20 protein-coding genes and 1 pseudogene are annotated in these 21,017 nt (G+C 72.8%); 11 read left to right on the forward strand and 10 right to left on the reverse strand.

All coding sequences use genetic code 11. The features are described from left to right. Positions 1-226: 226 nt before the first annotated feature. The 6 genes from D0D28_RS22590 to D0D28_RS22615 all read right to left on the reverse strand — a co-directional run bounded on the left by D0D28_RS22590 (position 227) and on the right by D0D28_RS22615 (position 6,133). Positions 227-1,702 carry an acyl-CoA synthetase gene (locus D0D28_RS22590; RefSeq protein ID WP_116112115.1) on the reverse strand — a complete coding sequence of 492 codons (1,476 nt, stop codon included), beginning with the start codon at positions 1,700-1,702 and terminating at the stop codon, positions 227-229. Continuing rightward, on the reverse strand, positions 1,702-2,565 hold the full coding sequence (locus D0D28_RS22595) for a p-hydroxycinnamoyl CoA hydratase/lyase (RefSeq protein ID WP_116112117.1): 864 nt from the start codon (positions 2,563-2,565) through the stop codon (positions 1,702-1,704). Before D0D28_RS22595 ends, D0D28_RS22590 begins: the two co-directional genes overlap by 1 nt. 64 nt (positions 2,566-2,629) lie before the next feature. Beyond that, positions 2,630-3,826 carry an ABC transporter permease gene (locus D0D28_RS22600; RefSeq protein WP_116112119.1) on the reverse strand — a complete coding sequence of 399 codons (1,197 nt, stop codon included), beginning with the start codon at positions 3,824-3,826 and terminating at the stop codon, positions 2,630-2,632. Beyond that, positions 3,823-4,521 (reverse strand): ABC transporter ATP-binding protein, encoded by a 699-nt coding sequence (locus D0D28_RS22605; protein ID WP_094008551.1) that lies wholly within the window; start codon positions 4,519-4,521, stop codon positions 3,823-3,825. Before D0D28_RS22605 ends, D0D28_RS22600 begins: the two co-directional genes overlap by 4 nt. Further along, positions 4,518-5,594 carry a peptidoglycan-binding domain-containing protein gene (locus D0D28_RS22610; protein WP_116112122.1) on the reverse strand — a complete coding sequence of 359 codons (1,077 nt, stop codon included), beginning with the start codon at positions 5,592-5,594 and terminating at the stop codon, positions 4,518-4,520. The genes D0D28_RS22605 and D0D28_RS22610 overlap by 4 nt, the downstream gene beginning before the upstream one ends. Then, positions 5,591-6,133: a hypothetical protein gene (locus D0D28_RS22615; RefSeq protein WP_116112125.1), complete on the reverse strand. Its 543-nt coding sequence runs from the start codon at positions 6,131-6,133 to the stop codon at positions 5,591-5,593. Before D0D28_RS22615 ends, D0D28_RS22610 begins: the two co-directional genes overlap by 4 nt. Positions 6,134-6,244: 111 nt before the next feature. Here D0D28_RS22615 and D0D28_RS22620 point away from each other — a divergent pair, with 111 nt between their 5' ends. Genes D0D28_RS22620 through D0D28_RS22635 form a run of 4 tightly spaced genes read left to right on the forward strand, consistent with a single transcriptional unit; the run spans position 6,245 to position 8,883 of the window. Beyond that, the gene (locus tag D0D28_RS22620; protein ID WP_116112127.1) at positions 6,245-6,907 is read left to right on the forward strand and encodes a response regulator transcription factor; all 663 of its coding nucleotides are present in this window, start codon (positions 6,245-6,247) and stop codon (positions 6,905-6,907) included. Then, on the forward strand, positions 6,901-8,112 hold the full coding sequence (locus tag D0D28_RS22625) for a sensor histidine kinase (RefSeq protein WP_205413334.1): 1,212 nt from the start codon (positions 6,901-6,903) through the stop codon (positions 8,110-8,112). The genes D0D28_RS22620 and D0D28_RS22625 overlap by 7 nt, the downstream gene beginning before the upstream one ends. Next, entirely contained in the window at positions 8,087-8,473 is a 387-nt protein-coding gene (locus tag D0D28_RS22630) for a YchJ family protein (protein WP_116112130.1), read from the forward strand. Before D0D28_RS22625 ends, D0D28_RS22630 begins: the two co-directional genes overlap by 26 nt. Next, entirely contained in the window at positions 8,470-8,883 is a 414-nt protein-coding gene (locus D0D28_RS22635) for an SRPBCC family protein (protein ID WP_116112132.1), read from the forward strand. Before D0D28_RS22630 ends, D0D28_RS22635 begins: the two co-directional genes overlap by 4 nt. Positions 8,884-8,937: 54 nt before the next feature. On the opposite strand, the gene D0D28_RS22640 is transcribed toward D0D28_RS22635, so the two are convergent. After that, positions 8,938-9,522 carry a TetR/AcrR family transcriptional regulator gene (locus D0D28_RS22640; RefSeq protein ID WP_116112135.1) on the reverse strand — a complete coding sequence of 195 codons (585 nt, stop codon included), beginning with the start codon at positions 9,520-9,522 and terminating at the stop codon, positions 8,938-8,940. 115 nt (positions 9,523-9,637) lie between these two features. Here D0D28_RS22640 and D0D28_RS22645 point away from each other — a divergent pair, with 115 nt between their 5' ends. From D0D28_RS22645 to D0D28_RS22655, 3 genes and pseudogenes are all read left to right on the forward strand, one after another. Next, on the forward strand, positions 9,638-10,846 hold the full coding sequence (locus D0D28_RS22645; RefSeq protein ID WP_116112138.1) for a thiolase family protein: 1,209 nt from the start codon (positions 9,638-9,640) through the stop codon (positions 10,844-10,846). Between the two features lies 1 nt (position 10,847). Further along, positions 10,848-11,550, forward strand: a pseudogene (locus D0D28_RS22650) (SDR family oxidoreductase). Between the two features lie 10 nt (positions 11,551-11,560). Next, entirely contained in the window at positions 11,561-12,052 is a 492-nt protein-coding gene (locus D0D28_RS22655; RefSeq protein ID WP_094008543.1) for a DUF4232 domain-containing protein, read from the forward strand. Positions 12,053-12,242: 190 nt separating this feature from the next. Here D0D28_RS22655 and D0D28_RS22660 read toward each other — a convergent pair whose 3' ends face one another. The 3 genes from D0D28_RS22660 to D0D28_RS22670 form a co-directional block, all read right to left on the reverse strand. After that, on the reverse strand, positions 12,243-13,370 hold the full coding sequence (locus tag D0D28_RS22660) for an L-talarate/galactarate dehydratase (RefSeq protein WP_116112140.1): 1,128 nt from the start codon (positions 13,368-13,370) through the stop codon (positions 12,243-12,245). After that, complete coding sequence (locus D0D28_RS22665; RefSeq protein ID WP_094008541.1) at positions 13,367-14,740, reverse strand: MFS transporter; 1,374 nt, start codon at positions 14,738-14,740, stop codon at positions 13,367-13,369. The genes D0D28_RS22660 and D0D28_RS22665 overlap by 4 nt, the downstream gene beginning before the upstream one ends. Before the next feature lie 99 nt (positions 14,741-14,839). Then, positions 14,840-15,733 carry a LysR family transcriptional regulator gene (locus tag D0D28_RS22670; protein WP_116112143.1) on the reverse strand — a complete coding sequence of 298 codons (894 nt, stop codon included), beginning with the start codon at positions 15,731-15,733 and terminating at the stop codon, positions 14,840-14,842. A 103-nt stretch (positions 15,734-15,836) separates the two neighbouring features. Between D0D28_RS22670 and D0D28_RS22675 the strand changes: the two genes are divergently transcribed. The 4 genes from D0D28_RS22675 to gudD are packed head-to-tail and all read left to right on the forward strand — an operon-like array spanning position 15,837 to position 20,989. Further along, positions 15,837-17,171 (forward strand): MFS transporter, encoded by a 1,335-nt coding sequence (locus D0D28_RS22675; protein WP_116112145.1) that lies wholly within the window; start codon positions 15,837-15,839, stop codon positions 17,169-17,171. Next, positions 17,168-18,079: a 5-dehydro-4-deoxyglucarate dehydratase gene (kdgD, locus tag D0D28_RS22680; RefSeq protein ID WP_094008538.1), complete on the forward strand. Its 912-nt coding sequence runs from the start codon at positions 17,168-17,170 to the stop codon at positions 18,077-18,079. The genes D0D28_RS22675 and kdgD overlap by 4 nt, the downstream gene beginning before the upstream one ends. After that, a complete protein-coding gene (locus D0D28_RS22685; protein WP_116112147.1) occupies positions 18,079-19,656 on the forward strand; it encodes an aldehyde dehydrogenase (NADP(+)) in 1,578 nt (525 codons plus the stop codon). Before kdgD ends, D0D28_RS22685 begins: the two co-directional genes overlap by 1 nt. 13 nt (positions 19,657-19,669) lie before the next feature. Continuing rightward, positions 19,670-20,989, forward strand: a complete 1,320-nt coding sequence (gene gudD, locus D0D28_RS22690) for a glucarate dehydratase (protein WP_116112157.1) — start codon at positions 19,670-19,672, stop codon at positions 20,987-20,989. Positions 20,990-21,017 lie beyond the last annotated feature (28 nt).

Raw genomic sequence — 21,017 nt, forward strand, 5'->3', positions numbered from 1 at the left:
CTGTCGCGGCAAGCGGTTGACGTCGGCGCTAGCTGCGAAAACGCTTTCCGGTGCGATCTGCGCCACTTTTTACCATGCCGTCCACAAAGGACACGGCGGAGCAGCGTTCCTGCCGCCGTTCGGCCGGGGGCCAGAAACATCCGGCCGTCTAGAACAGCGTTCACCTGATCAGCGGAGTGTCACGGCCGGGCCGTACCCTGCCGCGCCGGGGCGCGCGAGGGCGCGATCACCCGAACCGGCGGCGGACCTCGGCCTTGCGGATCTTGCCGGAACCGGTCGTGGGCAGCGCGTCGGTGAACTCGACCGATTTGGGCACTTTGTACCCGGCCAGGCGGGTGCGCAGCCAGGCCAGCAGCTCGTCCGCTTCGATCCTGCTCCCGGGCGCGGGCACGACGACCGCCTTGCCCACCTCGCCCCAGCGCGGGTCCGGCACCCCGATCACCGCGCACGCCTCCACCCCGGGGAAACCGTACAGCTCGTTCTCCACCTCAGCCGGGTAGATGTTCTCCCCGCCCGAGATGATCATGTCCTTGAGCCGGTCGACCACGTGGAAGTAGCCGTCATCGTCCACTGTGGCCACGTCGCCGGAGTGGAACCACCCGTCGCGGAGCACCTCCGCCGTCGCCTCCGGCCGGCCCCAGTAGCCCTTCATCACGTTCGGCCCGCTGACCACGATCTCGCCCTTCTCCCCCGGCGGCACCGGCTCCCCGGACGGGCCGGCCAGCCGCACGTCGGTGAAGAACGACGGCACCCCGGCGGAGCCGATCTTCTCCTCGGCGTGTTCGCGATCCAGGACCAGTGCGCCCGGGGCGGCCTCGGTCATCCCGTAGCCCTGCACGAAGGCCAGCCCGCGGTCGAGGTACCGGCGGATCAGATCGGACGGCACCGGCGCGCCGCCGCACAGCAGGGTCCGCACACTGGACAGGTCGGTCGCGTCCCACCGCGGGTGCGCGGCCATCGCCTGGTACATCGTGGGCACGCCGAACATCAGCGTGACCCGGTCCTGTTCCACTGTGGACAGCACTGCGCCGGGGTCGAACGACGAGTGCAGGATGACCGTGCCGCCCTTGAGCAGGGCGGGCAGGCACACCATGCCCAGGGCGGCGGCGTGGAACAGGGGTGCGGCGACCAGGGCCCGCTCGTCGCTCGCGAGGTCGGTCTCCACCAGGACGTTGACGCTGTTCCAGGTGAGGTTGCCGTGGGTGAGCATCGCGGCCTTGGGCCGTCCCGTGCTGCCCGAGGTGTACATCAGCAGGCACACGTCGTCCAGGCCGACGGGCAGGTCGAGCGGCTCGTCACCGGTCGCGTCCAGCTCGCCGGCGGGCACGCGCAGCAGCCGGTCCCCCGCCAGCGCCGCGACCGTCTCCGCGTACTCCGGGGTGTGGATCAGGACCGCGGCCCCGGAGTCGGCCAGCGCGTGGTCCAGTTCCCCGGTGGTCAGCCTGAAGTTCAGCGGCACGAACACCGCGCCGGCCTGCCCGCACGCGAACAGGGTCTCCAGGTAGGCCGGGTGGTTGGGCCCGAGGTAGGCCACCCGGTCGCCCGGGCCGACCCCGGCGGCCCGCAGGCCCCGGGCCAGCCGGGCGACGCGGCGGGACAGCTCACCGTAGGTCAGCTCCGTCCCGCCGTGCCGGACGGCGATCGCGTGCGGGCTCATCCTGGCGCGGCGCACCGGCCACGAGCCCAGACCCTGGTTGCGCACTACTTCTCCGGGTCGAAGGCGCTCAGGCCGGGGCGGTAGGACTTCTGGTCGAGGAACTGGGTCAGCCCCTTGGCGCGGGCGCCGGCCTTGTCCGCGAACTGCGACTGGTCGAGCTTGGCGTAGAGGTAGTCCTCGGCCTGCTCCCACGGCATCTCCTGGGCGATCTTGTACCCGGTCTTGGCCGCGTGCAGGACCACCTGGTTCATCGACGCCAGCTTCAGCGCGACCTCGCGCGTGCGCTCCCGCAGCCGGCCGGCGGGCAGCGCCTCGTTGACCAGCCGCATCTGCGCGGCGCGACGGCCGTCGAACGGCTCGCCGGTCATGATGTGGTACAGCGCGTCGCGCTGCGGCACGGTCGCGGCGAGGGCCCGGGAGACCACGCCGCCCGGCGGGATGCCCCAGTTGACCTCGGACAGCCCGAACTGGGCGTCCTCGTCGGCGAAGGCCAGGTCACACGCCACCAGCGGGGTGAACGCGCCGCCGAAGCACCAGCCGTTGACCATCGCGATCGTCGGCTTGCTCCAGTTCGCCAGCCGCTTCCACTGCCACTCGGCGCTGGCCCGGCGGACCCGGATCTGCACCGCGGTGCTGCCGGTCGCGTCGACCTCGCGGAAGTACTCCTTGAGGTCCATGCCCGCGGAGAACGACTCACCGGCGCCGGTGAGGACCAGGACCCGGCAGCGGTCGTCGCCCTCCAGGTGGTCCAGCACCCGGACCATCTCGTCGTTCAGCGCGGGGTTCATGGCGTTGCGCTTGTCCGGCCGGTTGAGCGTGACCCAGGCGATGCCCTCGTCGAACTCCACCAGAACCGTGTCGCCCCATGGCTCCGTCCGGACCCGCCCGTTGCCGGCCGCTGTGCTCATCAAGGCTCCTCTATATCAGTAGTTCTGATATAGGAATAGCAAGGGCGGGCCGACGGCGTCAAGGTCAGACCGATCGCAAGGCCTCCGTCGGCGCCATCCGGGCGGCGCGGATCGCCGGGAGCAGGCCGGCCAGCGCGCCGATCAGGACGGCGGCGACCAGCCCGCCCGCCCAGGCGAGCGGCGGGATCACCGTGGCCCAGCCCTTGACGTGTGCGTAGACGAACGTCGCGGCCGAGCCGATCGCCACCCCGGCGGCTCCGCCGAGCGCGGCGAGCAGCACCGCCTCGGACAGGAACTGCAGGCGGATGTGCCCCCGGGTGGCACCGAGCGCGCGCCGCAGCCCGATCTCGGAGCGCCGTTCCAGCACCGAAATGACCATCGTGTTGGCCACCCCGATCCCGCCGACCAGCAACGCCACCGCGCCGAGCCCGAGGAACAGGCCGTTGAGCGCCGACTGCGCCGCCGCCCGTGCCTCCAGCGCGGCCGAGGGCTGGCTGACCGAGACCTCGTCGGCGTGCTCGGGGTTCGCGGTGGCCGCGAGCACGGCCTGCACGTCGGCGACCCGGTCGGTCTGCGCCCGGACGTAGACGGTCGTCGGGTGCCCGTCGAAGTCCAGGTAACGCTGGGCGGCCGGGTACCCCACCAGCACCATCGAGTCGACCTCCGGCGCCAGTGCGGCGGGCGCGAGGATGCCGGCGACGTAGAACCACTGCCCGCCCACCTGGATGCGCAGCCCGTCGTACAACTCCGAGATGCCGAGCCGGCGCGCGGCGTCCGCGCCGAGCACCGCGACCGGCTGCTCGGCGGTGGCCGCGTTGAGGTAGGCGCCCTTCGCGACCGGCGCGCGCAGCACCTCGGGCAGTCCCAGGCTGGCGGCCCCGACGCTGATCGCGTTCGTGTTGAAGCGCGGGATGTGGGGCGATCGGTACACCTCGGTGTCGACGCTGCCGGTGCTCTCCGTCATCTCCACCGGGCCGATGCGCGCGATCATCCCCGGCGCCTCGTAGGGCAGTTCGGCGTCGCCGCCGCTGATCGTCTGGCCAGGAGTGACGGTGAGCAGGTTGGTGCCCAGCGCGTCGATCTCGGCCAGCAGACCGGCCTGCGATGACGCCGAGAGGCCGAGCACCGCGACCGTCGCGGCCACCCCGATCGCGATGCCGAGCGCGGACAGCGCGGCCCGCATGCGCCGGGTGCGCAGGCCACCGGACGCGGTGCGCGCGAGGTCGGCCGGCAACAGGCGGCCGGGGACGGTGGTGCTCATGCCGCCCGGCCTTCCGCCGTCGTGTCGGCGACGATCCGGCCGTCCAGCACCTCGATGCGCCGGGGCAGCCGCGCCGCCAGCTCCCGGTCGTGCGTGATCATCACGATCGTCGTGCCCTGCCGGTTGAGGTCGGTCAGCAGCTCGAAGATCGCACTGCCCGAGACGCTGTCGAGGTTCCCGGTCGGCTCGTCGGCGAGCACGATCGCCGGATCGCCCGCCAGCGCCCGCGCGATCGCCACCCGCTGTCTCTCCCCGCCGGACAGCTCGGGCGGGCGGTGCCCCATCCGGTGGCCGAGCCCGACCCGCGCGAGCGCCTCCGCCGCAGCCTCCCGCCGGACCCGCTGCCGGACACCGGAGTACAGCATCCCGACGGCGACGTTCTCCAGTGCGGTCTCCTGGGGCGTCAGGAAGAACTGCTGGAACACGAACCCGATGCGGCTCGCGCGCAGCGCCGCGAGGTCGCGGTCGGACATGCTCGCCACGTCCTCGCCGACGACGCGCACGGTGCCCGACGTCGGCCGGTCGAGGGTGCCCATCACTTGCAGCAGCGTCGACTTCCCCGAGCCCGAGGGGCCGACGATCGCCACCAGCTCCCCCGGCTCGACGGTGAACGTGGCACCGTCCAGCGCGACCACCGGCGACACACCCGGGTAGACCTTGGTGACCTCGTCGAGGTCCAGAACCGGTGCGCTCATGCCGGCACCACCACGTTCTGCCCCTCCGCCAGGCCGTCGCCGCGCACCTCGACGCGCCCTGCGCTGTCGTCGAACAGGCCGGTTTCGACCGGGACCAGCCGGCGCGCGCCGGAGACGTCGACGACCTCGACCGCGTACCCACCGCCGGCGAGCGCGAGCAGGGCGTTGACCGGAACGGTGAGGACGTCCTGGACGGTCTCGGACACGATGGACACCTGCACCGGCGCCTGGTCGAGCTGACCGGTGGCGGCCGGATCCGACGGTGTGATGTGAACGTCCACCGTGGTGCTGTCGTCGTCCTTGGTGGCCACCTTGCCGACCCAGGCGACCACGCCGTCGGTGCGGGTGCCGTTGGGCAATGTGATGGTCACCGGGTCGCCCGCCTTGACCTCGGACTGCTTGTTCGCGTTCAGCGCGACCGTGACCTCGCGCTGGGTCGAGGACGCGGTCAGCAGGACCCCACCGGGCGCCGCGGCAGCGCCCAGCGCGGCATTGACCTGGGTCACCCGGATCTCGGCGGCGGGCAGGAACACGATCTGGCCGAGCGTGAGCTGCCCGGTTTCCTCGATCCCGGCGTGCTCCTGCAGTTCCCGCACCGCGTAGTAGGTCTGGCGGCCGAAGTAGTCCGACTCCGGGTCCAGCTCGCCGGTCGTGGCGTACCCGAGCGCCACCAGCGCGGCGTTGAGCTGCTGGACGTCGGCGCCCTCCATGCCCCAGTACAGGTTGCGGTAGGCCGGGTAACCGCCCTGCAGCAACAGGACCGCCACGCCCTCCACCCAGTACAGCGCGTCGCCCTGCTTGACGATGTCGCCGACCGCGGGCAGCCGGGTGACCTTGCCGTTGGCGTTGTTGATCGCCGGGTAGCTGCCGGCGTAGCCGAGCGTGCCGTTCTGCTGGCTGCGCGCCGACAGCGTGCCCTTGGTCACCTGGCCGAGCCCGGTGGCCGATCCGTTGTCGATCGACGTTTCGGTGGCCGGCGCCACGAACGGGTCGGCGACGACGAAACCCGTGCCCGCCGCGGCGAGGATCGCCACGACGGCGACCACCCGCCCGGCCCGGCGTCGCGCGGTCACGAGCGGGGCCTGTTCTTCTGCGGCATGTTCTGCGGCACGTACTGCTGGCACGCCTTTTCGGTCGCCTCGAACTGCGGCGACTCCGGGTCGACCGGGCCGCCCTGCAGCAGCGCCGGGAAGCCGCCGTCGGCATCGGGGTCCGGGAACGCCGGAACCCCGTTCTCCCGCATGCACTGCGCGTACTTCAGCTTGTCCTCGGCCGGCCACTGGTCCCCCATCGCCGACTTGCCCTTGTCACCGGGCATGAGCTGCTTGCACTTCGAGTCCGCGTCCTTGAACTGCTGGGACTGCGGGTCGATCCCGCTGCCTTCGTCGAACGTCATGCCGCCGTCGGCTTGTGGGTCGGGGAAGTTCGGGACTCCGTTGGCGCGCATGCACTGCGCGTAGGCGACCGGGTCGGCACTGGCGGCCGCGGCCTGCGTCGTGGACGACGACGAACCGCCCACGCTCGCGACCGAGTTGCCCGGGTCGTCGCTGCCGCACGCGGCGGTCGTGGCGAGGGCGCCCAGCAGGAGCGCCGTCGCGAGGATCCGTTTCATGGTTGTCCTCCGTTTCGGGATGTGCGGCAAGTTCTACGGAGAGCCCGGTTTCGGGGTGGTTTCACCGGTTCCGATACGCCGGCGAAACCGCCGCGGGGGCATCCTGATGTCGTGCGGGTACTGGTGGTGGAGGACGACGAGGAGATGGCGCGGACGGTCGCGACCGGGCTGCGCCGGGCCCGGATGGCGGTCGACGTGGCGTTCGACGGGCCGGGCGGTCTGGACCGGGCGCTGGGCAACGACTACGACGTGATCGTGCTGGACCGCGACCTGCCGGGCCTGCACGGCGACGACGTGTGCGCGGAGCTGGTGGCGGCCGGGTGCCGCAGCCGCGTGCTGATGCTGACGGCGGCGGCGAGCACCGAGGACCTGGTCGAGGGACTGGGCCTCGGCGCCGACGACTACCTGGCCAAGCCGTTCGACTTCCCGGCGCTGGTGGCGCGGATCGGGGCGCTCGCGCGCCGCGCCCACCCGGCGGTGCCGCCGGCGCTGCGGCACGGCGACCTGGTGGTCGACACGCCCCGGCGCACCGCGAGCCGAGGCGGGCGGGCGCTGGAGCTGGCACCGAAGGAGTTCGGAGTGCTGGAACTGCTGCTCGCTGCGCAGGGCCGGGCCGTGCCGGCGGAGGAACTGCTGGAGAGGGTGTGGGACGAGGCCGCGGATCCGTTCACGCACGCGGTGAAGATCACGATCAGCCGGCTGCGCGCGAAACTGGGCGACCCGCCGGTGATCGAGACAGTGGCCAAGCGCGGCTACCGGGTGGCTCCGTGCTGAGGCGCCTCGCGCGGCGGTGGCTGCCCCGGCGGACCGTGCGGCTGCGGCTGACCCTGCTCTACGGCGGGGTGTTCCTGGTCTCGGGCGCGGCCCTGCTGGTGGTCACCTACCTGCTCGTCGCCCACGCGGTCCGCGGCCCGTTCCAGGCGTTCCAGCCGGCGCCCGGGAACGCCCCGGCTCCCGCCGGCGCCGGCCTGCTGACCGGCGCCGCCGAGATGCTGCCGCGGCAGATGCAGGAGGCCGTCGAGAAGCAGCAGGACGCCATGCTGCACCAGCTGCTCGTCCAGTCCGGCATCGCGCTCGGACTGATGGCGGCGGCGTCGGTCGCGCTCGGCTGGCTCGTGGCCGGGCGGATTCTGCGGCGCCTGCGGACGATCACCACCACCGCGCGGGACATCTCCGCCACCAACCTGCACCGCAGGCTGGCGTTGGACGGGCCGGTCGACGAGCTGAAGGAGCTCGGGGACACGATCGACAACCTGCTCGCCCGCCTGGAGGGGTCCTTCGAGGCGCAGCGGCGGTTCGTCGCCAACGCCTCGCACGAACTGCTCACCCCACTGGCCCGTCAGCGCGCGCTGGGGCAGGTCGCGCTGTCGGATCCGGACGCTCCGGCGGCCGAGCTGCGCCGGGCGCACGAACGGATCCTGGCCGCGGGCGAGCAGCAGGAGCGGCTCATCGACGCGCTGCTCACGCTCGCGCGCGGGCAGACCGGGATCGCTGTCCGGCGGCCGTTCGACCTCGGTGAGCTGGCTCGCGAGGTGACCGACGCCCGGCCCGACGCCGGCGTGACGATCCGGACGTCGGCCGGTCCCGCCGTCGCGTCCGGGCACCGCCCGCTGGCCGAACGGCTCGTGTCGAACCTGGTGGGCAACGCGGTGCGGCACAACGTGCCCGGCGGCTGGGTGGAGGTGCTCACGCGGACCTTCGACGGGCGCGCGGTGCTCGTCGTGTCGAACACCGGGCCGGAGGTTCCCGCGGACGCGATCGGCGACATCTTCCAGCCCTTCCACCGGCTCGGCGCCACCCGCACGGGCGAAGGGCTGGGTCTGGGTCTGTCGATCGTGGAGGCGGTGGCGCGGGCCCACGACGCGACGGTGACCGCGGTGCCGCGACCGGGCGGCGGCCTCACGGTGACGGTCGCCTTCCCGGCGGCCGCGGCTGGTGCGGACAATCGGGGGCATGAGGTGTCCCTGCGGGTTGGGTGAGACGTACGAGAACTGCTGCGCGCCGCTGCATCGCGGCGAGTCGGCGGCGCCGACCGCCGAGCGGCTGATGCGCTCGCGGTTCAGCGCGTTCGCCGTCGGCGAGGTGGACTACCTGCTCGCCAGCTGGCACCCGGACACCCGCCCGACTGCGATCCGGCTCGACCCGGCCCAGCGGTGGACGCGGCTGGAGGTTCTCGCGACCACCGGCGGCAGCCCGTTCCACACGCACGGCACCGTCGAGTTCCGCGCCCACTACCGGGACGCCGCCGGTCCGGGCTCGCAGCACGAGGACAGCGAGTTCACCCGCGTGGACGGCCGCTGGGTGTACACCGGGCCGCGGCGGGTAGCCCGCGGGACATGACCGAGTTCGAACGCGAACGCGCCATGCCGGCCCCGGCGGAGCGGGTGTTCACCGTGGCCGCCGACGTGAACCGGCTCGACGAGTGGCTGCCCGGCGTGATCACCGTCCACCCGGCCGAGCCGGAGGGCCTGGATGTGGACGTGCACGACCCGGCCGGCGAGTACGAGGCGCCCGGGGTGCTGGGCGCGCGCCGCGAGCAGCTGCGGCTGGAGTGGGGCCGCCGCGGCAGCCCGGACTACAGCGGGTGGCTGCAGGTGTCTTCGGCCGAGGGCGGGTCCAGCTACGCCACCCTGCACCTGTCCTTCCACGGCGACCAGCCGGCCAACCACGGCGGCCGCGCGGCGGAAGACGTCGAGCGGCGACTGGACGAGTCGCTGGACAAGCTGGCGAACCTGGTGTCGACGGGGTGAACGTCGTGGCCGCCGGCGATCACCCCGCGCTCGTGAGGTGCCGGGTATAGGTCGTTATACGGCCGGCGCGCGGGGATCCCGCGCGGCCGCGATCGCCTCCCGGACCATGTCCGGTGCCACTTCCGCGGCGCGCTCCCGGAAACCGCTCGCGTACAGGCCGTCGATGATCAGCCAGATCCGGTCCGCCAGCCCCTCCGGGTCGGGCACGCCGGTCGCCCCCGCCAGGCGTCCGACCAGCTCGCACGTCTGGGCCAGGTACTCGCGCGCCATCCGCTCCGGCAGCTCGTCCCCGGCCGGGAACTCGGTCAGCAGGTTGCGGAACGGGCACCCGCGGAAGTCCGGCCGCCGCAGCCGTCCGGCGATCTCCGCCACCAGCGCCACCAGCCGCTCACCCGGGTCGTCGCCCGCTTCGCGCAGCGCTTGCGCCTCGGCGCGGTCCCGTCGCTCGCGGAACCGGCCGAGGTAGGCCGCGACCAGGTCGGTCTTGCTCGGGAAGTGCGCGTAGAGCAGGTTCTTCCCGCAGCCGACCTCGCCGATGATCCGGCTCATCCCGACGGCGCGGACCCCTTCGGTGTAGAAGAGCGCGCCCGCGACGTCGAGGATCCGCTCCCGCGTTCCCGGTGCTGCCGTGCGTGCCATGTGTCGAGGATAACGGACCGATCGGTCCGCGCGCCGTTGACAGCCGTGTGATCAGCGGCGCATGCTCGGACCGATCGGTCCGGGACCGATCGGTCCGCCAGAAGGGAGCACGCCAATGAGGGACGCCGTCATCGTCGAGGCCGTCCGCACCCCCGTCGCGAAGGGCAAGCCGACCGGCGCCTACGCCGCGGTGCACCCCGTCGAGCTGCACGCGCACGTCCTGCGCAGCGCCGTGGAACGCGTGCCGGGCCTCGACCCGGCCGAGATCGACGACGTCATCGGCGGCGCCGTCGGCCAGGTCGGCGAGCAGAGCGGCAACACCACCCGGTTCGCGGCGCTGGCCGCGGGCTTCCCCGAGTCGGTCGCCGGCGTCACCGTCGACCGGCAGTGCGGCAGCAGCCAGCAGGCGATCAGTTTCGCCGCCCAGGGGATCGTCGCCGGCGCCTACGACATCGTCCTCGCCTCCGGCGTCGAGTCGATGAGCCACCTGCCGATCGGCAGCTCGGCCAACGTCGACGGCGTCCGCGCCGACGTGTGGGGCCCGTCGGTCGACCGCCGCTACCCCGGCGGGCTCATCCCGCAGGGGGTCAGCGCCGAGCTGATCGCCCGCAAGTGGAACCTGTCCGGCACCCAGCTCGACGAGTTCGCCGTCACCAGCCACCAGCGGGCGGCCGCCGCGTGGCGCGACGGGCACTTCGCCGGCCAGGTCGCGCCGCTGAAGGTGACCGCCGCCGACGGCACGGTCACCCAGCTCGACGCCGACGAGACGATCCGGCCCGGCACCACCCTCGAGGTGCTGGCCGGGCTGCGTCCCGCGTTCGCGCACGACCACTGGACCGGGCGGTTCGGCGAGATCGACTGGAAGGTGACCGCGGGCAACTCCAGCCCGGTCAACGACGGCGCGGCCGCGCTCGTGCTCACCACCAGCGAGATCGCGCGGCAGCGCGGCTGGCGGCCGCGGGCGCGGATCCACACCGCGACGGTCACCGGCGACGATCCGGTCTACATGCTGACCGGGATCATCCCGGCCACCGCCAAGGTTCTCGCCCGCGCCGGACTGTCCATTTCAGACATCGACGCGTTCGAGGTGAACGAGGCGTTCTCCTCGGTCGTGCTCGCCTGGCTCGCCGAGACCGGCGCCGACCCGGCGAAGGTCAACGTCGACGGCGGCGCGATCGCCATCGGTCACCCGCTGGGCGCGAGCGGCGCGCGGCTGGCCACCACCCTGCTCGGCGTGCTGGAGCGCACCGGGGGCCGGTTCGGGCTGCAGACCATGTGCGAGGCGGGCGGCACGGCCAACGCCACCATCATCGAAAGGCTCTGACATGGACATCGCCGGTTCCATCGCGCTCGTGACGGGCGCCAACCGCGGTCTCGGCCGCGTGCTCGCCACCGCACTGCTCGACCGCGGCGCGAAAACCGTCTACGCCGCGGCCCGCGATCCGCGATCCGCCGAGCATCACCGATCCGCGCCTGACACCGGTCCACCTCGACGTCACCGATCCGGCGTCGGTCGCCGCGGCGGCGGAGCTGGCTTCCGACGCCACGCTGGTGGTCAACAACGCGGGCATCGGCAGCAACGGTTCGCTGCTCACCGCGCCGGACCTGGACGCGGCCCGGGCGGTGCTGGAGACCAACTTCTTCGGCCCGGTCCACGTGTCCCGCGCGTTCGCACCGGTCCTCGGCCGCAACGGCGGGGGCGCGCTGGTCAACGTGCTGTCGGTGCTGTCCTGGCTCGCGCCCCCGATCACCGCCGACTACAGCGCGGCGAAGGCGGCCGCATGGTCGTTCACCAACTCGGCCCGGTGGGAGCTGCGCGGCCAGGGCACGCTGGTGGTCGGGGTGCATGTGGGGTACATGGACACGGACATGGCCGCGCACGTGAACGGCCCGAAGGTGGCGCCGGAAGACCTCGCACGGCAGATCCTGGACGCGGTGGAGAGCGGGCAGGAGGAGGTGCTGGGCGACGAGCTGAGCCGCGGCGTGAAGGCAGGGCTCGCCGGACCGGTCGCCGCGTTCGAGCGGTAACCTGCCCCGCATGGGGGGATTCCGGTTCGTGCTGCCCGTTCTGTTGTGCGTCGCGGCCTGTTCGGCGCCAGCGCCACAGCCTCCGCCGCCGCCCGCGGATTGCGCCCACTACGACGCGGGCCTGGTCGACGCGGCGCTGGGGCACCGCGGGTTCGTGCTCACGCTGACCAACTGCGGGACCGCCGCCCGCGCGGTGTCCGGCTACCCGGACGTCCAGGTGCTCGGCCCGGAGGGCCGGGTGCTGGACGTCCGGGTGGAGCGGGGCACGTCCTACATGGCGATCGACCCCGGGTCGGGGACTTTCGCGCTGGCGCCGGGGAAGTCCCTGGTCTCGGTGGTGTCCTGGGCGAACACGGTGACCGACGGTGAGGTGCTGACCGGCTCGGCGCTCGGTGTCGCCTCCAGGCCCGGGGAGGCGCCGCAGCGCCTCCCGGTGGAAACCGACCTCGGCACGACGGGTGAGATCACGGTGACCGCCTGGGCCGAGGAGCTGGCGCGCTGACCCGGACCACGGCGGCCACCCTCCGGCGGGGGATACATGGCGTGCAGCACCCACGTGCTCGCCGGCCAGCCCTGCGCGTCGAAGCCCGTCGCGCGCTCCATCTCGGGCCGGCCGGCGAGCCAATCCAGCTCGCGCTCCGGGTCCGGCGCCGGCCGCATCGGTGTCTCCCGCCCGGCGCAACGGAATTCCGCTAGACCCGCACCTCCTCGCGGGCCACCGTCCACGCGCGGGCCTGCTCGCTGATCGTCACGCCCAGGCCGGGGCGTCCGGACAGGTGCATCCGGCCGTCCGCGATTTCCAGATGCTCGTCGAACAGCGGGTCCAGCCATTCGAAGTGCTCGACCCACGGCTCGCGCGGGTAGGCGGCCGCCAGGTGGATGTGGATCTCCATCGCGAAGTGCGGCGCCAGCCCCAGGTGCGCGTGGTCGGCCAGGGCCATCACCTTCAGGAACTGCGTGATGCCCCCGACCCGCGGCGCGTCCGGCTGCACGACGTCCGCGCCACGAGCCCGGATCAGCTCGGCGTGCTCCCCCGCGCTCGCGAGCATCTCGCCCGTCGCGATCGGGGTGTCGAACGCCGCCGACAGCCGCGCGTGCCCCTCGAAGTCGTAGGCGTCCAGCGGCTCCTCGATCCACACCAGGTCCAGCGGCTCCAGCGCACGGCACATCCGGCGCGCCGCCGCGCGGTCCCACTGCTGGTTCGCGTCGACCATCAGCGGGACGTCGCCGATCTTGTCCCGCACCGCCGTCACCCGGGCCAGGTCGGTCTCGTGCGAGGGGTGGCCCACCTTGATCTTGATGCCGCCGATGCCCCGCTCGACGGCCGCGGCCGCGCGGTCGACCACCTCCTCGATCGGCGAGTGCAGGAACCCGCCGGAGGTGTTGTAGCAGCGCACCGAATCCCGGTGCGCGCCGAGCAGTTTCGCCAGCGGCAGCCCGGCCCGCTTGGCTTTCAGGTCCCACAACGCCACGTCGAACGCCGCGATCGCCTGCACGGGCAAGCCGCTGCGCCCGACGGACGCGCCCGCCCACACCAGTTTGTCCCAGATCTTGGCGATGTCGCTGGGATCCTCGCCGAGCAGCACCGGTGCGATCTCGCGGGCGTGCGCGAACTGGCCCGGCCCGCCGGCCCGCTTCGAGTAGCTGAACCCGACGCCCTCCAGCCCGGCCTCGGTGGTGATCTCGGCGAACAGCATCGCCACCTCGGTCATCGGTTTCTGCCGTCCGGTGAGGACTTTCGCGTCGCTGATCGGGGTCGCCAGCGGCAGCGTCACCGACGAGATCCGTACCCGGGTGATGCGGTCGAGGGTGGCGTTCATGCGGTCTGCTCCCTGGTGTCGAACTCGATGCGGCGGATCTTGCCCATCACGGCGAGCCCGGCGAGGGCCAGCACGCCGTGCGCGGCGACGAACCACAGCGCGGTGTCGAACGAACCCGTGGCCTGCACGGTGTAGCCGATGACGATGGGCGTGACGATCCCGGCCGCGTTGCCGAACGCGTTCATCGTCGAGCTGACGAAACTCATCGCCTGCGGCGGCGCGATGTCGGTGGTGATCGCCCAGCCCAGCGAGCCGACGCCCTTGCCGAAGAACGCCAGCGTCATGATCGCCACGATCAGCGCGCTGCTGTCGGTCAGGCTGCACAACGCGATGCTGGTCGCCAGCACCATGCCGATCACCGACGGGATCTTGCGCGCCGCCGTCAGCGACTTCCCCCGGCGCAGCAACGCGTCCGAGGCGAACCCGCCGGCCAGCCCGCCGGCGAACCCGCACAGCGCGGGCAGCGCGGCCACGAACCCGACCTCCAGCAACGACAACCCGCGCCCCTTGACCAGGTAGACCGGGAACCACGTGATGAAGAAGTAGGTCAGCGCGTTGACCGCGTACTGCGACAGGTACACACCCCACAGCGGGCGGGTGGAGAAGATCCGCGCGATCGTGCGGCGGTCCAGCGGGGCGCGCTGCTCGGCGCGGGTGCGCGCGTCGTCCAGGTCGACCAGGGCGCCACCGGTGGTCATGGTCTCCAGCTCGGCCCCGGTGACGCGGCGGTGCCGGCGCGGCGAGTCCATCCACCGCGACCACAGCAGCGCCAGCGCGAGCCCGAGCACGCCGAGCATGACGAACACCCAGCGCCAGCCGAACTGGTGCGTGATCCACCCCATCACCGGCGCGAACAGCGCGGTCGCGAAGTACTGCGCGGAGTTGAACACCGCGGTGGCGCGGCCGCGTTCGGCGGTGGGGAACCAGGTGGCCGCCACCCGCGCGTTGGCCGGGAACGCCGGTGACTCGAACACGCCGAGCAGCAGCCGGAGCGCGAACACGATCGTCACGGCCACCAGTACCGGCGTGGTGATCAGCCCGACCAGGCTGATCGCGGCGGTGACCACGGTCCACAGCGCGAGGCTCAGCGCGTAGATGCGGCGCGCGCCGAAGCGGTCCAGCAGCATCCCGCCGGGCAGCTGCCCGGCCACGTAGGCCCAGCTGAACGCGGAGAAGATGTAGCCGAGCTGGACGGTGCTGAAGCCGAGGTCGGCCTGCAGGCTGCTGCCGGTGATCGACAGGCTGCTGCGGTCGGCGTAGTTGATCGCGGTGATGACGAAGATCAGGGCGAGAACGAGGTACCGGGTGGGGATGCGGCGGCGGCCGGTCGCGGGGCGCGCCACGGCCTGCGCCGTCTCGGTGTCCGGCATCGGTGTCCTCCTGCGTTGGAGTGTGTCAGGAGGTTAGGGCGGTGCGTTGATTCCCGTCCAAGACTGTTTGAACATCGGGTGATACCCGCACGGCATCGCTCAGGTCAGCTCGGCCGTGAGCGGTTCCAGCGCGGTGAGCACAGTGGACAGTGCCGGGTTCGCCGACTCGCGCGCCCACAGCAGGTGCAGTTCGACCGGCCGGTCCGGCAGCCCGCCGAGCTCGGCCCAGGCCACGCCGTCGATCCGCATCCGCGTCGCCGACCCGGGCACGAACGCCACGCCCCGCCCGGCGGCGACCAGCCAGATCATCGTCTGGATCTGGCTCACCGCGTGGACCACGTTGCGGTGCGCGATCGGCACCAGCCCGACCACGAGGTCGTAGAAGTAGCGCGCCTTGACCGCCGAGTGCATGATCAGCGGCTCGTTCGCCAGGTCGTCCGGGGCGACCGGCCCGGCGCCCGCGAGCCGGTGCCCCGCCGGCACGCACAGCACGAGCCGTTCCCGGTGCACCGGGCGGGAGGCGAAGGTCTCGGTGTCGAACGGCGGGCGCGCCAGTCCGAGATCGATCTCGCCGTTGGCCAGCGCGGCGACCTGTTCGCCGGTGACCATTTCGGACAGTTCCACGCGCAGGTCCGGCAGCCGGCCGCCGATCGTGTTGAGCACGCGGCCGAGCACCCCGAAGGCCGAGGCGCCAGTGAACCCGATGCGGATCGAGCCGGCCTCGCCAGCCGCGATGCGCCGCGCGAGGTCGGGGGCACGCCCGGCGAGCGCGAGCAACCGCCGGGCGTCGACCAGGAACGCCTCCCCGGCCGCGGTGAGCCGCACGCCGCGGCTGTCGCGGTCCAGCAGCTGTGCGCCGACCGACCGCTCCAGTTTCTGGATCTGCCTGCTCAGCGGCGGCTGCGTCATGGAAAGGCGCTCGGCGGCGCGGCCGAAATGACGTTCCTCGGCGACGGCGACGAAGCCCTCGAGCTGGCCGAACGAGAACTCCATGCCGGAAAGGTATCATCGGATGCAACAACGGTGTTGGACTGGTATCGCCGGTGGCACCTACCGTCAGGAAACCGAACATCCCCAGTCCATCGAGAGGTCACCGATGTCCTCCCTCCCCACCGCCGGGCCGCTCGACGCCGCGGTCGGCAAGGTCTTCCGCCGCGTCGTCCCGCTGTTCGTCGTGATGCTGATCTGCAACCAGCTCAACCGCTCCAACATCGGGTACGCCCAGGAGCACCTGGAAGCCGACGTCGGCATCGGCGCGGCCGCCTACGGCCTGGGCGCCGGCCTGTTCTTCATCGCCTACGCGATCTTCGAACTGCCCAGCAACATGCTGATGGAGCGCTACGGGCCGAAGATCTGGCTGACCCGGATCATGGTCAGCTGGGGCCTGGTGTCCGCCGCGATGACGTTCGTGCAGGGGCCCACGTCGTTCTACGTGCTGCGGTTCCTGCTCGGCGCCGCCGAGGCCGGGTTCTTCCCGGCGATCATCTACTTCTTCTCCCGCTGGCTGCCCAGCTCGCACCGCGGCCGGGCGACCGCGCTGTTCGTCGCGGGCTCGTCGATCGCCGCCGCGGTGTCCGGCCCGCTGTCCGGGCCGCTGCTGTCGCTGCACGGCTTCCTCGGCGCGGCCGGCTGGCAGTGGCTGTTCGGGCTGGAGGGGCTGCTGTCGGTGGTGGTCGGCCTGATCGCCTACACACGGCTGGACAGCCGGATCACCGACGCGAAGTGGCTGAGCCGACCGGAGCAGGACGCGCTGGCGGCGGCCATCGAGCAGGAGGACGAGGCCCGCCGGTCCACCGCGGCGAGCGGCTCGGTGTCGCGCTGGCGCCTGCTGGTGCAGCCGCAGATCCTGGTCTTCTGCGTGATCTACTTCGCGATCCAGCTGTCCATCTACGCGAACACGTTCTGGCTGCCGAACATCATCCGCCGCATCGAGGGCACGAACGACATCACCGTCGGCCTGCTGTCGTCGCTGCCGTGGATCTGCGCGGTCGTCGCGATGTACTTCACCGGGCGCGCGTCGGACAAGCTGGGCCGCAGCAAGCCGCTGCTGATCGGCGCGCTCGTCGTCGCCGCGGCCGGCACCTACCTCGCGGCGATCGTCTCGCCGGTGCTCGCGCTGGTGTTCCTGTGCGTCGCGGCGATGGGCTTCAAGAGCGCCAGCCCGCTGTTCTGGACGATCCCGCAGGGCAGCGTGCATCCGCTGGCCCTGGCCTCGGCGGTGGCGATCATCAACTCGCTGGGCAACCTCGGCGGGTTCGTCGCGCCCTACGGCTTCGGCCTGATCAAGGAGGCGACCGGTGAGGTGACCTGGGGCCTGTACGCCCTGGCCGCCGCGTGCCTGGTCGCCGCCGTCCTCGTGCTGTTCCTGCGCCGCGACCGGGTCGTGGCGCCCCCGGTAACCCTCCGAGAGACCGTTGGAGAGAAGTCATGACGTTCACCCCGACCGAGCTCGCCCGGCGGCTGGGCTCCGGCCTGCTGTCGTTCCCGGTCACGCACTTCGACCGCGAGCTGAACTTCGACGAGCCCGCCTACCGCGACAACATCGCCCGGCTGGGCAAGTACGAGGTGGCCGGGTTGTTCGCCGCGGGCGGGACCGGGGAGTTCTTCTCGCTCACCCCGTCCGAAGTGGACCGCGTGGTGCGCGCCGCGGTGGAGAGCGCCCCGGAGGGCACGCCGATCGTCGCCCCCGCGGGGCAGAGCACGGCGGCCGCGATCGAGTTCGCCCGCGCGGCCGAGCGGGCGGGCGCGGACGGCGTCCTGCTGTTCCCGCCCTACCTCACCGAGGCGCCCCAGGACGGCCTGGCCGAGCACGTGCGCGCGGTGTGCGCGGCCACCTCGCTCGGCGTGATCGTCTACAGCCGCGCCAACGCCAAGTACAGCGCCGAGACCGTGGACGCGCTGGCCGCCGACTGCCCGAACCTCGTCGGGTACAAGGACGGCGTCGGCGACGTCGAGGCCATCACGAAGATCCACGCCCGGCTCGGCGACCGCCTCACCTACATCGGCGGGCTGCCCACGGCCGAGACGTTCGCGCTGCCCTACCTCGAACTGGGTGTCACCACCTACTCGTCGGCGATCTTCAACTTCGTGCCGGAGTTCGCGCTGGCCTTCTACGCCGCGGTGCGGGCGGAGCGGCGGGACGAGGTGCGGCGCATGCTGAAGGAGTTCGTGCTGCCGTACGTGGAAATCCGCAACCGGAAGGCCGGGTACGCGGTGAGCATCGTGAAGGCCGGCATGACCGCGACCGGCCATCCCGCCGGGCCGGTCCGCCCGCCGCTGAGCGACCTGACGCCGGACGAGCTGGCGGCGCTGACCACGCTGATCGAGGGGGTGGCCTGATGCTGACCGGGGAGATGTTCGTCGGAGCGGCGCGGGTGCGCGGCTCCGGCAAGGAGGTCCGCTCGCGCGACCCGCGCACCGGCGTGGAACTGGCGCCCGGCTACCGCTACGGCGGGGCGGCCGAGGTGGCGCGGGCCGCTGCCCTGGCGGAGGAGGCGTTCGACGTCTACCGCGCCACGGACTCGGCAACGCGGGCGGCGTTCCTGGAGCGGATCGCGGACGAGATCAGCGCGCTGGCCGGGCCGATCGTCGAGCGGGCGGTGCTGGAGACGGGGCTGCCGGAGGCGCGGCTGACCGGTGAGGCCAGCCGCACGACCGGGCAGCTGCGGCTGTTCGCCGCGACGCTGCGCGAGGGCAGCTGGCACGGGGCACGCATCGACCCGGCACAACCGGACCGCACTCCCCTGCCGCGCGCGGACATCCGGCAACGGCGGGTGCCGCTGGGGCCGGTCGCGGTGTTCGGCGCGAGCAACTTCCCGCTGGCGTTCTCCGTCGCGGGCGGGGACACCGCGTCCGCGCTGGCCGCGGGCTGCCCGGTCGTGGTGAAGGCGCACGACGCGCACCTGGGCACGTCCGAGCTGGTCGCGTCCGCGGTGCGGGCCGCGGTGGTGGCGTGCGGGTTGCCCGAGGGCGTGTTCACGCAGCTCGTCGGGGACGGGCCGGAGCTGGGCACGCAGCTGGTGACCGATCCGCGGATCCAGGCGGTGGGGTTCACCGGGTCGCGTCGCGCGGGGCTGGCGCTGGTCGCCGCGGCGGCCTCCCGGCCCCAGCCGATCCCGGTGTACGCGGAGATGAGCAGCGTGAACCCGGTGGTGCTGCTGCCGGGTGCGCTGGCCGCGCGCGGTGCGGAGCTGGGCACGGCGTTCGTCGGCTCGCTGACGCTGGGTGCTGGCCAGTTCTGCACGAACCCGGGCCTGGTGCTGGCCGTCGAGGGGCCCGGGCTGGACGAGTTCGTGTCCGCCGCGGCGGGCGCGGTGCGCGGCGACGCGGGCGGGACGATGCTGACGCTGGGCATCGCCGGCGCGTATGCGAGCGGCCGGGACCGGCTGGCCGGGCGGCCGGGGGTGACCGAGCTGGCGCGGGGCGAAGCCGGGTCGTCGGTGGCCTGTGGTGGCGCGGCGCTGCTGAGCGTCGACGGGTCGCGGTTCACGGCTGACCCCGAGCTGCAGGAGGAGGTGTTCGGCGCGACCTCGCTGGTGGTGCGCTGCGCCGACCAGGCCGAGCTGCTCGCCGTGGTGCGTGCGCTGGAGGGACAGCTGACGGCGACCGTGCACGCCGACGAGAGCGACGAGCCGCTGGCCGCCGCGCTGCTGCCGGTGCTGGAGCGCAAGGCGGGGCGGATCCTGTTCAACGGCTGGCCCACCGGGGTCGAGGTCGGGCACGCGATGGTGCACGGCGGCCCGTTCCCGGCCACTTCCGACTCCCGCACGACGTCGGTCGGCTCGCTCGCGATCGAGCGGTTCCTGCGGCCGGTGGCCTACCAGGACGTGCCGGCCGCGCTGCTGCCCCCGGTGCTGCGCGACGGCAACCCGGAAGGCGTGTGGCGCAGGATCGACGGCGAGCTCTCCCGCGACTAGAAAGGCGTTCGACATGACCGTTCCCGTGGTGACCGAGATGCGGGTGGTGCCCGTCGCGGGTCAGGACAGCATGCTGCTCAACCTCAGCGGTGCGCACGCGCCGTTCTTCACCCGGAACCTGGTGGTGCTCACCGATTCCGAGGGCCGCACCGGGGTGGGCGAGGTGCCCGGCGGCGAGCCGATCCGGTCCACTTTGGAGGATTCCCGCTCGCTGGTGGTGGGGCGGCCGGTGAGCCGGCACCACGCGGTGCTGGCCGAGGTGCGGCGCCGGTTCGCCGACCGGGACGCGGGTGGCCGCGGCGCGCAGACGTTCGACCTGCGGGTGACGATCCACGCGGTGACCGCGCTGGAGGCCGCGCTGCTCGAGCTGCTCGGGCAGCACCTCGAGGTGCCGGTGGCGGAGCTGCTCGGCGAGGGGCGGCAGCGCGACCGGGTGCCGGTGCTGGGGTACCTGTTCTACGTGGGTGACCGGCGGCGCACCGACCTGCCGTACCGCGGTGGCTCGGGTGACGGGTGGTTCCGGGTGCGCGACGAGGAGGCGCTGACGCCGGAGGCCGTGGTGCGGCTGGCGGAGGCGGCGCAGGCGCGGTACGGGTTCCAGGACTTCAAGCTGAAGGGCGGGGTGCTGCCGGCCGAGGAGGAGGCCGCGGCGGTGCGGGCGCTGGCCGCGCGGTTCCCGTCGGCGCGGATCACGCTGGACCCGAACGGCGGGTGGCTGCTGGACGAGGCGATCCGGGTGGGCCGGTCGTTGCGGGACGTGTTGTCGTACGCGGAGGATCCGTGTGGCGCGGAGGGCGGGTACTCGGGCCGGGAGACGATGGCCGAGTTCCGGCGGGCGACCGGCCTGCGCACGGCGACGAACATGATCGCGACCGACTGGCGGCAGCTCGGGCACGCGGTGCGGATGGACGCGGTGGACATCCCGCTGGCGGACCCGCACTTCTGGACGATGGCGGGCTCGGTGCGGGTCGCGCAGCTGTGCGACGCGTGGGGGCTGACGTGGGGTTCGCACTCGAACAACCACTTCGACGTGTCGCTGGCGATGTTCACGCACGTCGCGGCGGCCGCCCCGGGCGACATCACGGCGATCGACACGCACTGGATCTGGCAGGACGGCCAGCGCCTGACGGTCGAGCCGCTGCGGATCGAGGACGGGGAGATCGAGGTGCCGCGGCGGCCGGGCCTCGGGGTGGAGCTGGACTGGGACCAGGTGGCGCAGGCGCACGAGCTGTACCAGCGCGAAGGACTGGGCACCCGCGACGACGCGGCGGCGATGCAGTACCTGATCAAGGACTGGACCTTCGACCCGAAGCGCCCGTGCCTGGACCGGTGAGGCGGGCGGGGTTCGGCGGGGGCTGGCG

Source organism: Amycolatopsis ruanii (assembly GCF_003385175.1).
Classification (GTDB): domain Bacteria; phylum Actinomycetota; class Actinomycetes; order Mycobacteriales; family Pseudonocardiaceae; genus Amycolatopsis_E; species Amycolatopsis_E thermalba.

Bases quoted from the DNA above. Each gene is read 5' to 3' on its own strand.
- D0D28_RS22685 (WP_116112147.1), top strand. From the start codon at position 18,079: ATGCTGACCGGGGAGATGTTCGTCGGAGCGGCGCGGGTGCGCGGCTCC.
- kdgD (WP_094008538.1), top strand. From the start codon at position 17,168: ATGACGTTCACCCCGACCGAGCTCGCCCGGCGGCTGGGCTCCGGCCTG.
- D0D28_RS22605 (WP_094008551.1), bottom strand. From the start codon at position 4,521: ATGAGCGCACCGGTTCTGGACCTCGACGAGGTCACCAAGGTCTACCCG.
- D0D28_RS22595 (WP_116112117.1), bottom strand. From the start codon at position 2,565: ATGAGCACAGCGGCCGGCAACGGGCGGGTCCGGACGGAGCCATGGGGC.
- D0D28_RS22630 (WP_116112130.1), top strand. From the start codon at position 8,087: ATGAGGTGTCCCTGCGGGTTGGGTGAGACGTACGAGAACTGCTGCGCG.
- D0D28_RS22615 (WP_116112125.1), bottom strand. From the start codon at position 6,133: ATGAAACGGATCCTCGCGACGGCGCTCCTGCTGGGCGCCCTCGCCACG.
- D0D28_RS22670 (WP_116112143.1), bottom strand. From the start codon at position 15,733: ATGGAGTTCTCGTTCGGCCAGCTCGAGGGCTTCGTCGCCGTCGCCGAG.
- D0D28_RS22675 (WP_116112145.1), top strand. From the start codon at position 15,837: ATGTCCTCCCTCCCCACCGCCGGGCCGCTCGACGCCGCGGTCGGCAAG.
- D0D28_RS22600 (WP_116112119.1), bottom strand. From the start codon at position 3,826: ATGAGCACCACCGTCCCCGGCCGCCTGTTGCCGGCCGACCTCGCGCGC.
- D0D28_RS22660 (WP_116112140.1), bottom strand. From the start codon at position 13,370: ATGAACGCCACCCTCGACCGCATCACCCGGGTACGGATCTCGTCGGTG.
- D0D28_RS22655 (WP_094008543.1), top strand. From the start codon at position 11,561: ATGGGGGGATTCCGGTTCGTGCTGCCCGTTCTGTTGTGCGTCGCGGCC.
- D0D28_RS22635 (WP_116112132.1), top strand. From the start codon at position 8,470: ATGACCGAGTTCGAACGCGAACGCGCCATGCCGGCCCCGGCGGAGCGG.
- D0D28_RS22645 (WP_116112138.1), top strand. From the start codon at position 9,638: ATGAGGGACGCCGTCATCGTCGAGGCCGTCCGCACCCCCGTCGCGAAG.
- gudD (WP_116112157.1), top strand. From the start codon at position 19,670: ATGACCGTTCCCGTGGTGACCGAGATGCGGGTGGTGCCCGTCGCGGGT.
- D0D28_RS22665 (WP_094008541.1), bottom strand. From the start codon at position 14,740: ATGCCGGACACCGAGACGGCGCAGGCCGTGGCGCGCCCCGCGACCGGC.
- D0D28_RS22640 (WP_116112135.1), bottom strand. From the start codon at position 9,522: ATGGCACGCACGGCAGCACCGGGAACGCGGGAGCGGATCCTCGACGTC.